Consider the following 11,908-nt stretch of genomic DNA (forward strand, 5'->3'; position numbering starts at 1 on the left):
GTCAGGTTTGCTCCCCCAATGGTTTGGGTGGCTGTTGGCGGGCGCGCTGGTCGTCGCGGATCCGCTGCAACACGGTGTCGCGCGTGCCAAACAGGGCGATCGAGCCGTCGCGGATCAGCATGATCTTGTCGACCACGTCCAACAGGGCGGGTTTCTGGGTGATGACGACCACGGTGATCTTGTTGCGCCGGGCGTGGTCGATGGCGCGCGCCAATGCCTTGTCACCGGCGGCATCGAGGTTCGAGTTCGGCTCGTCCAGCACCACCATGCGCGGGTTGCCGAAAAAGGCGCGGGCAAGGGCGATGCGCTGTTTCTGCCCGCCCGACAGGGGCGAGCCATCGGCGGCCACCATGGTTTCATAGCCTTGCGGCAGGTTGGCGATCATTTCGTGCACATCGGCCAGTTTGGCGGCTTCATAGATCTGTTCGTCGGTCGCGTCGGCGCGCATCCGCCCGATGTTGTCCTTGATCGAACCGGGGAACAGTTGCACGTCCTGCGGCAGATAGCCGATGCTTTCGCCGAACTGGCGCGGCTCCCAGTTGCGCAGGTCCATCAGGTCCAGCCGCACATTGCCCGAGGTGGGCAGGATCGAGCCGACCAGCATCTTGCCCAGCGTCGTCTTGCCCGCGCCGGAATTGCCGATGATCGCCAGGCTTTCGCCGGGATTCAGTTGGAAGCTGAGGCCGTTCAGAACCACATCCTTGGTGCCGGGCGGCACGAACAGCAGCCGTTCGACATCCAGCCGGCCTTCGGGTCGGGGCAGGCGCAGTTTCTCGAATTGCAGTTTTGAGTTTTGCAGAAGCGTGCGGATGCGGCCATAGGCGCCACGGGTCAGGATAAAGGCGTTCCAGCCTTCGATCGACCCTTCGATGGGCGCCAGCGCGCGGCCAGCGATGATCGAGGCGGCGATGACCATGCCGCCCGTAATCTCGCCCTGAATGGCCAGATAGGCGCCCCAGCCCAGCATCCCGATCTGGGTCAACAGGCGCACACCGCGCGAAAACGCGGCCGAGATGATGTTGCGATCCTGCGCGCGCACTTGTGCGGTCAGCGACTCGGCGGTGTCCTTGCCCCAGATCGACACGGCCTCGGGGATCATCGCCAGCGCATTGATGATCTGGCTGTTCCGCGACATCGAATCCAGGTGCATGTTGGCCTTGGACTGCGCCAGGTTGGCTTCGGCAAAGGGTTTTGCGGTGGCTTTCTGGTTGATCAGTGCAATCACCAGCAGCAGAAGCGAAGTCACGACCACGATCATGCCAAGCTGCGGGTGCACAAGAAAGATCGCAAGGATGAACAGGGGGGCAAAGGGCACGTCGAGGAACGAGATCAGCGTGCCCGACACGATGAAGCCGCGCAGTTGCTGAAGGTCGCCCAGCGTCTGGTATTCACGCCCGGTGCCGTTCAATGATGCCGCCGCCGCCGCGCTCAGGATCGGGGTGCCGAGTTTCGCGGCAACTTCGACCGCCGTGCGCATCAACACGAAGCGTCGTACCGCATCAAACACGGCTTGCAGGATGACCGCGCCCGCGATCACGATGGTCAGCATGATCAGCGTGTCGGTGGATCGGCTGGTCAGCACCCGGTCGGAAATCTGGAACAGATAGATCGGGATCGACAGGATCAGGATGTTGGTGGCGCAGGTCATCACCATCACGAACAGAAGGTTGCCGCGCACGGCGGCCATACCTTCCTTCAGGCTTTGCGAAAAATCCTGCGGCCCGATCCGTTTATGGAAACTGGCGCCACCGCCACCGCCACCGCCGTTACCGCCTCCACCACCGCCGGTGCGGTCCGGTGGGGGGGTGGACTTGTTTGAAATCGGCTGGTTGGCTTTCTGGTCGATGGTCACGCCCATCCCGGCGCCGTCCATCTTGGACGACGGTTGCGTCTTGGTTTCGACCCGGTCGACCGTTTTCAACACCAACCGTGGTTTTGAAGGTGTTTCCGGGTCGCGGACCTGCTTCGCCGCATTGGTCATAAAATTACTCGCTTTGAAAATGGATTAAGTTGTCATCGTCTGCATTACGTCCAGCGCCGTTCCACCAGTGTGGGCGTCGTTGGCGATGCCTGCCGCTTCCAGGGACTCGTTCACCGCATCGGCGATCATGTCATCGGCCAAAAAGGCCACGGCTTCACTGGTCAGGCCGGTCATGCCGACGCCGGTCGGATTGGCATCGGTGTCGATCAGTTCGGCCTGATACAAGAGGGCGTCGTTGTAATAATTGCCGCCCGCCATCACGTCCGAGTCAAAGCCCGTCTGGGTGATTGACGCGGTGTTGGTCAACAAGTTCGATCCGGTGGTGATGGCCACCGGAATGTCGTCAAGGGCAGATTGCACTGAATCCAGCGCCATATGCACCTGATCCATGTCGCCCATGTAATTGATCTGATCGACGATGTTCATCTGGGTCAGATGACCGTCGATATAAAGAACCCTAAGCTGGTCCAGCCCTTCGAAAAAGGCGCTTTGCGCCACTGTCGCCGACAGGTCGTCGACACCTTGTTTCAGATCCTCAAGCGCGGTCTTGAAATCGTCCAGCATGTCGACCTGTGTGTCGATGCCTTCCTGGTGAATGCTGGCTTCGTTGCGCAGAAGGTTGTCGTGACCCGAGACCGCGGCGTCGTTCATACCCGCGCCATAAAACTGATCGTTGTCCAACAGGACATTGGTCTGGTTGACCACATTCATGGACAGCATCGTGCCGCCAACGAAGATCAGGTCATACCCGAAGCCGAACTCGGCTGCGGAGCCAAGGTTGAAGGTCAGGTTCTCGCCCGTCACGATCGAGGTCGAGTTGGCCGAGAAGGTCAGGTCCAGCCGGTCGGAATCCATGACGAATGTGTGCTGCTGCATGTAATTCGTGACTGTGACATCGCCGTCCAGCCGCACGACATGCCAGTCCGAGGGCAGGTCGGTCGTGGCCGCTGCTTCGATTTCAAACCCGTCGGGAATGTCGCGGTTGTCAACCTGGGTCGAGGCGATGTTGTAGGCCTGCGACGGTGCGCTGGGATCGTTCCAGCTCGTGTCGTGATACTGATCCGTGTCATAAAGCATATTGACCTGAGACACGGCGTTCAGGTTGATTACGTCGCCCGCCACGGCGATGACGCCCGCGTCGATCCAGCTTGTTTGGATGTTGGCGTGGTTATGCGCCTCGTTCGCGCCGGCGCTGACATTGTGTTCGGCGTTGATGACGGTTGGCCAGGCATCGTTTCCGGTGTCCAGAATGGCCTTGTCCTTCTCGAACCCTGCCAGTTGGTCGCCGTCTTCGTCGTCGTCCAGCTTGTCGCGCTTTGCCTTGATGAAGGCAGGCAGTTGGTCTTCCAGCTCGGGCACTTCGTCGACCAGCTCGCCATTGACGAAAACACCTTCGGTCTCATCGTCTTCTATGATGGTGACGTTCAGCCCTTCGATGTCGGGGTCTTCAAGCCCGTTGATCATCTTGATAAAGGGCAGGGCGTTGCCGGGATCTTCCAGGATCTCGGCGACCAGCCCGTCGGTGGACCATGGCTGGATGGCCTCGGCCAGGTCGATGGCGGCCTCGAGCGCGGCATAAAGCCCGTCGAGCGATTGAAATCCCGCCGCAACCACATCGCCGATCACATCGTTGTCATCCAGGTGAATGGTTTGGATCGTCACCGTGATCGCCGATGAGGGCAGGGGGATGTAGGGCAGGATCGTGACGCTGCCCATGATGAAATTCACCATGGCCCCTGCATCAATCGGGACCGGTGAATCGGAATAGCCTGCGCCTGCGCTGACGCCGTCCAGCGATACAGTCTGCGCTGGAAAAGCAAGCGATCCGGTCGCGGCCACTTGTACGGGCGCTTCGGGGCCAGGTGTGTACTGTGAGTGGGGGTTGAACTTGCCCAGTTCAAAGGGGGCTTTATTTTCGACAGGTTTGAATTCAAATTCGCCTGTCTCGGCCAGTTTCTGCTTCAACTTGAATTCGTAGTAATCCGTTCTGAGCCGTGCTTCGTTTTCAGCGAGGTGAAACAAACCAATGAAATGCGCGATGGACTCGGTTGTCTGGTCAAGGCTCATGGCTGCGTCAACTCCTTGCTGGAAATCATCAAACAAACGAACCAGGCACTGAACGTGTCCGGGGCCGAAACACGGCCCCGGACGTTGATTTGTTATGCGTCGTTCGAATCGTCACCGACATAGGTCGAGCTCATCGAGCCGCCAACAACGGTCATGTCGACCGTGTTGCCGAGCACGTTGGCGCCCATCACGATACTTTGATTGAACGCGGCGGTGTCCACCACGGCTGCGGCCGAGGCATAGGATTCGCCGGTGACGTAACCGTCGTCACCATTGCCCGAACCCCATGATCCGCCATCGGCCATACCGCTTGCGCCATTGGTGGCGTTGCCACCCATGCCGCCGGTCACGCCGCTGGCATCTGCCATGCCGCCGTTCGAGCTGCCGCCCGTGGCGTCACCGCTATAGCCTCCGGTCGAGGTGGCCGCGCCACCCATGCCACCGTCACCGCTGGCTGCGGTGTTGGTGCCACCGGACTGGCCGTCGGCAGTGGTCGACGAGGTCTGATCGGCATTCGCCGCACCGCCGTAGCCCGAGATGGCATCTGCCATGCTGTCGGCTGAACCGTCAGTGTCGGATTCCGAGAAGACATCGGCCAGGCCACCGTTGCCGGTATCCGCGGTCGAGCTTGCGGTTCCATCGACATCGTTCATGGAGTCGGCACGACCATCGGCGTCGCCGCCCAGGCCTCCGTCACCCATGGCGCCGTCGCCGCCGTCGCCCATGGCACCAGCGCCACCCGGGCCCTGGCCACCATCACCGGCTGCACCGACTGCACCAGCCCCACCGGGACCTTGGCCGCCAACGCCGCCCATACCGATGGCACCGTCACCGCCGGGGCCTTGGCCACCGTCAGCGCCATTTGCCGCGGCACCTGCGCCACCCGGACCCTGGCCGCCGTCACCGGCTGCACCGTCGCCACCGTCGCCGGTTGCGCCTGCGCCGCCCGGACCCTGGCCGCCGGTTGCTGCGGCACCGTCGCCTGCGTCACCGCGGGCGCCATTGCCACCGTCGCCGCCGTCGCCTGCGCCACCGGTGCCTGTTCCTCCGTCACCGCTGGCATCGGCGTCGCCGCTGCCGCTTCCGTCACCGTCTGCGTCGGCATCGCCGGCTGCGTCCGAAGCGCCGCCTGCGTCAGCAGGGCCGTTTCCGGAGGTCGCTGTCGGGTCGCCAGCGGTGGCGCCTGCACCGGCAAGGTTCAGCAGTCCAAGCCCGGCTGCTGCGCCGGCTGCGGCACCAGATGCTGCCCCGGCGTCACCACCGGTTCCGGTTGCATCGTTGTCGCTTGAGGCGTCGTTGTCGGTGTTGGCGTCATTGTCGCTGTTGCCCGAGTTGTTGGTCGCAGAGGTTGCGCTGCCGTCACCGCCGGGGCCATTGCCACCGTCGCCACCATCGCCGTCGCCACCGTCGCCGCCGTCACCGCCGGATCCGTTGCCGCCGACTGCGGCGCCGCCGGTGCCATCGCCACCGTCGCCACCGTCGCCGCCATCGCCGTCACCGCCGCCGCCGTCGCCGCCGGTGCCGTCACCGCCGTCGCCGCCATCGCCGGTGGTCGATGCGCCACCCGTGCCATCGCCGCCGTCGCCGCCGATGCCGCCGCCAGCATCGCCACCCTGGGCATTGCCGCCATTGCCACCGTCACCGCCGCCGCCGTCGCCGCCGGTACCATCACCGCCGTCGCCGCCGTCGCCGCCGTCGCCGTCACCGCCGTCACCGCCGGTGCCATAGCCGCCAACCGCGTTGCCATTGGCATCGCTGCTGATCGAACCGTCATTGGCATCGCTTTCGGCATAGGATTCACCGCTGTTGCCACCGGTTCCTTCGGTGTTGTTGTCGCTGTCGGCGTTGCCGCTGGCGTTGCTGTTGGCATCTGCGGCCCCGCCGTCGCCACCATTGGTTTCACTGGCATTGCCGCTGATCCCCAGGCCAAGGCCCAGACCCAGTGCGGTTGCCGCACCGCTGTCACCAGCGTCACCGCCGGTGGAATCGCTTTCGCCGCCGTCACCGCTGGTGCCGCCGGTTGCATCGGCATATCCGCCGATGGCTTCGCCGCCATTTGCTTCGCCGCCATTGGCCGTCGCACCCGAACCACCGTCACCGGTGTAGGTGTCATTGGCGATGCCGTCACCCGCCGAGGCGCTGCCGCCATTGGCGTTGCCGTTCTGGGTGAAGTCGCCGTTATTGGCAACCGAGGCGGATCCAAGGTGGTCGTCGTCGGACAGGTAAGCCTCCTGCACGTTGACGATTCCGGTGTCATTGCCTGCGCCGAAATTGGCGTTGGTCATGATGTCACCGATGTCGTCGCCGGGATCCAGATCAATATCGCCACCGGCGGTCACGACATTTTCGACCTCTCCGTCGCGAACGTCGATATCGACGACATCGTCGTCACGCGGGATCCACTCGCCACCACCGAAGTCGATGTTGACCGAGTTTGAGTTGTCGTTGCTGTCATCGCCGCCGTTGGTCTGGCTTTGATCGGAACTTGCTTGCTGGTTCTGATCCTGACCCTGGCCTTGATCCTGACCCTGGTCTTGACCCTGATCCTGACCCTGTTCGTTGGCGTTGTTGTTTTCGTCCGACGTATCGACTTTCTGCTGCTGCTGTTGCTGCTGCGCGTCAAGGTCGACATCGGCATGTTTGATGTTGACGTCTGCATCCACGTCGATGTCAGCGTTATCAACCTCGACTTCGCCGATGGCGAACTGGTTGGTGCTGGAATGTCCTCTGTCTCTAGACATGTCTAAAGTCCTTTGCTGATGCCCTTGGACGCCACCAGTCTGTCCAAAGTGGCCAATCTGCGGGCATGGTTGAGTTTGATGTTGTGAAGTTCGGATGAAGCGATTTGCGATGGCAAAGCAGGTTCATCCGCTGAATGCTGTATTCGCGTCCCCCCGTTATGCTGTGCCGGTCGAAACCAGTGTCTGATCCGAAGAAAAGGATCGCTGCCTGATGTTACTTGCCCGGCAAAGCGGGCCGTCGACCTGGCGGTTTCAATAAACTTGCTGAACCAATTCACACTACGGCGCCTGAAAATGCAGACGCACGTTTAGCCTGTATTGGAGCGGTCGCGAAAAACAGCCGGACAAAGGGTTTATCCACCCAAGACGCTGAAATAAGTCATTTTTCAGGCGCAGCAGACGGGAAAACGCGACATGAAGACAACTCTTGGTAGATATACCCAAATCAAACTTGCGATTCTTACTAAATCGAATTGTCAGGATTTACACGCGATGGGTGAATCACGCCTGCGCAGAGCGTTCATATTAATGCTAAGTGTCTAGAATTACGCGGGTTCGGACAGGATTGTGGCTAAAATTTGTTCAACTGCTTCAATTGTGTTAGGATGACCCATACAAAGTTACGATTTTAGACCAAATTGTTTAGCGTAATTGCTTTTGAGCAGGGGCAATTGACAGGAAATATTGCGACATCGCTTTTGTCGGCGGCCGAATCCACCGGGCAAGCCGACGAACAACCTAAGCGGTCGCGTGTTGGAGGAACCTGATTTGTTGCATCTGCAAGACGAAAACAGAAACCCGATTGTCAAAGCACCAAACACATTGACCCAAGCTGACCACACCATTCTGATCTTCCTGGGAAACAGCATGGTCTTTTCCGACCGGTTGCTGAGAACCTTGGAGTTCGAGTTCAAGGATATCACCGCATTGCGGCTGCGCGCCGTCCCCGATCTGGACGATCTGGACGACGCCATGAAACTGGCCGCGGACCTGATCATTTTTGACGAGCCTTCGATGGCGGCCTATCTGCGGACGCGGCATATGCTGGACCCGGTGTTCAGCGGTGTCGGCAAGGTGCTTGCCTATTCCTCGGCGAAGGTGGGGCGCGATCTTCGCAGAAGCGTGGCCGGCTCGGCGGAGGAAGAAAGCGTGCGATTTCTGCCGATGAAGGCGTCGCTGGATGCATGGTTCGCCGCGCTGCGCCTTTTGATCCTGGGCGAGACCTTCGTTCCCGCCGAGTTGCTGGCCCGACGTGATGCTGTCGCGGCCGAGGCCGAACCGCCCAGACAGATGGACCGGGCGACAGAGGATACGCCGCAAGCCCCCTTGCCAAACCTGACGACACGCGAGGTTGAGGTGCTGGGGTTGCTGTCCAGGGGGATGCCGAACAAGACCATCGCCGATAAGCTTGGCCTGTCCGAACACACAGTGAAGCTTCATGTCCACCATGTTTTCGGCAAGCTGAAGGTTCGCAATCGGGTCAGCGCCACGAACTGGTATCTTTTGCATGGCGATGCGTTGGAACGGGCGCGGGGCAGGTGATCCATGACCGCGATTGACCGACCCGGCGCAAAAGACAAGACGGCAAGCGATTTCGATCGCTTCCTGCTGCTGCTCGGTCGGCTGAATTACAGTTGGACCAACACGGAAAGTCTTTTGATCCACCTGATCGCAGGTCTGTCGCATACGGATAAAGAGACCGCGGTGGTGATCTTTCTGACGCTCAACACAACCCGCGCCCGGATTGATCTGGTCGAGCGGCTGTCGAAGCTTGAACGGGTGTCACAGGCGGAACGCGAGGCCGTGCTGGAAATCACACGCCGGGTCAAGCTGCTGTCCGGGCTGCGCAACAAATACAATCATTGCATTTATTCATTTGATTCAAAAAGCGGCGACATCTCGACCATTCGGATGCGGGTGGCTGACCGCAAGAACCAGATCAAGGTCGGCGAGATGACGGCGCTGGACGGGGCGACCATTGATGACATCGAACAGTCGCTGGACGATCTTAAGATGCTGAATTCGGATGTCTGGGTGCTGATCCAGAAACATGGCTATCCCGGCTAGGCGGAAGCACCGCCGCATGGGGGCGGTGCCGGAAAGTGATAAAAGGTGGAAGGTTGAATGTCTGAACCCGATATTGGCACGCCAGTTGATGCGTTTCAAAGCACGGCGCCAGAATTTGACTATTGGAGCAAAGTTCACGCGCTGGCGGCCGAGCGTCTGGCCTTTGCGGTCAACAGTGGCATACTTCTGACGGTGTTCACCGGCGCAGCGGGGTCGGGAAAGTCGACCGTTGTCCGCAAGGTGATGTCTGACGCGCAATCGACGCGGCTGATCGGCATGTGTTCCTATGGGCCGCGTATCAAGGTCGATCCGTGCCGCGCGCTTCTGGAAGCATTTGGTGCCGATCCCGGTCCGGGCGACAAGGCCCTGCATCGCCGTATTCTTGAACAAAGCCTTGAGGCCGCCCGGCAGGACATAGAACTGCCGACGCTTGTGCTTGAGGACGCGCATCTGTTGCATGACGAACATCTGTTTGCGCTGTTTGATATCGCCGGGTTCAATGACGGGCCGGAAAACGCGTTGTTGAAGATCGTTCTGGTCGGGCATCCTGCGCTTGAGGATCAGATGGATGACACCGCGGGCGCGCTGCCTGGGCCGTCGTTTGCGCTGGACCAAATGTCGAAGACCGACACGGCGGGTTATGTGCGGCATCGACTGGCGGTGGCGGGCATCGACGTGGTCTTTGACGATGCGGCGCTTGAAGTGGTTCACGAACGGACAGACGGCAACCCGCAACAGGTCAACCAATTGTGCAAGGCGCTGCTGGACGAGGCCCGGTCGCTGGAACAGCCCCATATCACGGCCAGCGCGGTGCAGAAATGCAAAGTGCCCACGACGAAGGCGTTTGGGCTGAAACTGGACGCTCCGGCGATGGACGCGCCTGCGACAGAGGGCGACGCCAAGACCGACCCGCCGCCGAGTTTCAAAAGCAATCGGCCTTTGTTTGCATCAGAGCCTGTTGCACCACCCGCACCTGCGTCAGGTGACGAGGCAAAGAAGGGTGACGCCAAGGTCGGGCCGACGAACCGTATGGCGCTTGATACAGCTGATCCCCGACCTGCGCCCAAGCCAAAGTCGGTGCAAAAGCGCGGGGCGCGATCCCCCGCGCGGCTGATCGCGGGACTGGCCGGTGTGGCCGGGATGGCCGTGGTCGCCTATGGCATGTTCGGGCCGGGGCGCGCGCCCGACGACGCGATGATGGTTGCAGGGCAGACCGGGGCCGTGCCTGAACCTGTGCCGGAAGTGACGGCCATGACAGATGCGGGCGCCGCGCCGGATCAGGGTGAAGGGGTCGGGGATATTGCGCCCGCTCCGGAATTGGTTGTTGCCCAACCATTGCCGCGACTGGCCGATACGGGGCCTGCGCTGGCGTTGCTGGACAGTTTCGGCGCCCCACCCAGCGAGGTTGACGATTGGTATCGGCTGGGGCTGAGTGTTGCCGACCAGAACCCGCAGGCCGCGGCGGTGGCGTTTGCACTGGCCGCCAGTCAGGGTCACGCGCGCGCGGCCTATTTCCTGGGTCAGATCTACGAACTGGGCGAAGGCATCCCCGTCGATCACCTACTGGCGCGCAAGTGGTATGAAACGGCCGCAACCCAGATCGACGGCGCGGCGGATCGGCTGACCACGCTGCCCGAACCGCAAGCGCAAGGTGCGCCCGCGCCACCTGTTCCGCTGATGTCATACCGGGCCGACGATCAGAAAGCGGTCATGGTCTGGACCAGCGCTCCAGGCACGGACCCCGATACCTATCTGATCGAATTTGCCGATGGTCAGGGCAACGTGGTGGGGTCGCAGGACGGGATCGAAAGCTCGGTCCTGCGGTATGCGGTGTCCGAACAGGTGGTCTTGTGGCGGGTGCGGGCGCGTGTGGGCGACACGGTGGCAAGCGATACGTCCGACTGGTTTCCATTGGACCTTACGGCAGGTGATGCGACCGAAGCCGCCCTGATCGACCGCTGAGCGGAAGATGACAGACACCACATCGCGGATCAGCGCGGTGTGGTGTCTGTCTGGCGTCAACAGCCGATCGCCGCGCAGATACGGGCGCGATAGGCTTCGTTGGCCTGGCTTTCCAGAGATTCGGATGTCGCCATGGGTGCAGCGGTGGCACATTGCATCTGATAGCTGTCGGCAAGCCCCGCATTCACGCATTCCCCAATATCCCAGCCCGGCGGAATATCGTTCAAATCCACGCTTTTCCATTTCGGGTGTCCGACCTCTTGCAACTGGCGGAAGTTTGTCAGGATCAGGTTCGACATGTCCGACACCGCCTTGCAGCTTAGCCTGTGGTATTCGTTCTTTTTCGCGTTGTAGTCATAGGTCATCAGCACCGCCTTGACCGCGACCACATCAATTGCATCGCTTTGAAACGGATAGGTGTTCGCCGCGATGCTGGTCGGCACATAGACCGAACTGAGCGTGGGATCGTCGATGGGCAGAAGGTGGAATTGCCCGGCGTCGATCTGGTCGGACTGGAACAGCTTGGTCGGTGCCCCGGCGACATAGAACATCGCGTCGATATCGCCTGCAAGAAGGCGCTCCATCGAATCCGTTGCATTGATCGTCACCCGTTCGGACGGTTTCACCCCCGCCAGGTCCAGCACCAGCGATGCTGTCAGGAAGGTGCCGCTGTCTTCGACCCCAACCGCGACCCGCTTGCCGTTCAGATCGCCCAGCGAGGCGATATCGCGGCGGGCCAGAATGTGGACTTCCTCATTATACAGCGGAAAGGCGATGCGCACGCCAAAGATCGCGCGGGCGATGTTCGGGTCGTCACTGGCATAGGTCTTGAGGTATTCAAGCACGTCGCTTTGCACGATCCCGAACTGGGTGTTTGACCGTCTGCGCACGCCCAGGAAGTTTTCCAGTGACCCGGCGCTTTCCTGAACCGCATAGGTCAGCCCACAGGCCCCGGCCACTTCGGCCAGGTCGCGGCCGATCTGGATATAGGTGCCGTTGGGACCGCCGGTCAGGATGTTCTTGCCGAACTCCTGCGCCGTGGCGGGTGTGCCGCCGAGCGTGCCAAACAAAAGGCAGACACCAAGGCAAA

General features: G+C 61.1%; 7 protein-coding genes. 3 read left to right on the plus strand and 4 right to left on the minus strand.

The features are described 5' to 3' along the window. Position 1: 1 nt before the first annotated feature. The 3 genes from J3R80_RS17165 to J3R80_RS17175 form a co-directional block, all read right to left on the minus strand. Positions 2-1,981, minus strand: a complete 1,980-nt coding sequence (locus tag J3R80_RS17165) for a type I secretion system permease/ATPase (RefSeq protein ID WP_275394972.1) — start codon at positions 1,979-1,981, stop codon at positions 2-4. Between the two features lie 24 nt (positions 1,982-2,005). After that, the gene (locus tag J3R80_RS17170; protein ID WP_275394973.1) at positions 2,006-4,048 is read right to left on the minus strand and encodes a hypothetical protein; all 2,043 of its coding nucleotides are present in this window, start codon (positions 4,046-4,048) and stop codon (positions 2,006-2,008) included. A gap of 92 nt (positions 4,049-4,140) precedes the next feature. Next, positions 4,141-6,789, minus strand: coding sequence for a hypothetical protein (locus J3R80_RS17175; protein ID WP_275394974.1), 2,649 nt, complete (start codon positions 6,787-6,789; stop codon positions 4,141-4,143). A 768-nt stretch (positions 6,790-7,557) separates the two neighbouring features. Between J3R80_RS17175 and J3R80_RS17180 the strand changes: the two genes are divergently transcribed. Genes J3R80_RS17180 through J3R80_RS17190 form a run of 3 tightly spaced genes read left to right on the plus strand, consistent with a single transcriptional unit; the run spans position 7,558 to position 10,818 of the window. Next, positions 7,558-8,331 (plus strand): response regulator transcription factor, encoded by a 774-nt coding sequence (locus J3R80_RS17180; protein ID WP_275394975.1) that lies wholly within the window; start codon positions 7,558-7,560, stop codon positions 8,329-8,331. 3 nt (positions 8,332-8,334) lie between these two features. Next, on the plus strand, positions 8,335-8,856 hold the full coding sequence (locus J3R80_RS17185) for a hypothetical protein (RefSeq protein WP_275394976.1): 522 nt from the start codon (positions 8,335-8,337) through the stop codon (positions 8,854-8,856). Positions 8,857-8,913: 57 nt separating this feature from the next. After that, entirely contained in the window at positions 8,914-10,818 is a 1,905-nt protein-coding gene (locus J3R80_RS17190) for an AAA family ATPase (RefSeq protein WP_275394977.1), read from the plus strand. Positions 10,819-10,874: 56 nt separating this feature from the next. Here the strand turns inward: J3R80_RS17190 and J3R80_RS17195 are convergent, their stop codons facing one another. Then, complete coding sequence (locus tag J3R80_RS17195; protein WP_275394978.1) at positions 10,875-11,888, minus strand: TAXI family TRAP transporter solute-binding subunit; 1,014 nt, start codon at positions 11,886-11,888, stop codon at positions 10,875-10,877. Between the last annotated feature and the right edge of the window lie 20 nt (positions 11,889-11,908).

Source organism: Aliiroseovarius sp. Z3 (assembly GCF_029105185.1).
GTDB lineage: Bacteria > Pseudomonadota > Alphaproteobacteria > Rhodobacterales > Rhodobacteraceae > Aliiroseovarius.

Excerpts from the sequence above, each read along its gene's own strand:
- J3R80_RS17190 (WP_275394977.1), top strand. The coding sequence starts at position 8,914 with ATGTCTGAACCCGATATTGGCACGCCAGTTGATGCGTTTCAAAGCACG.
- J3R80_RS17170 (WP_275394973.1), bottom strand. The coding sequence starts at position 4,048 with ATGAGCCTTGACCAGACAACCGAGTCCATCGCGCATTTCATTGGTTTG.
- J3R80_RS17185 (WP_275394976.1), top strand. The coding sequence starts at position 8,335 with ATGACCGCGATTGACCGACCCGGCGCAAAAGACAAGACGGCAAGCGAT.
- J3R80_RS17175 (WP_275394974.1), bottom strand. The coding sequence starts at position 6,789 with ATGTCTAGAGACAGAGGACATTCCAGCACCAACCAGTTCGCCATCGGC.
- J3R80_RS17165 (WP_275394972.1), bottom strand. The coding sequence starts at position 1,981 with ATGACCAATGCGGCGAAGCAGGTCCGCGACCCGGAAACACCTTCAAAA.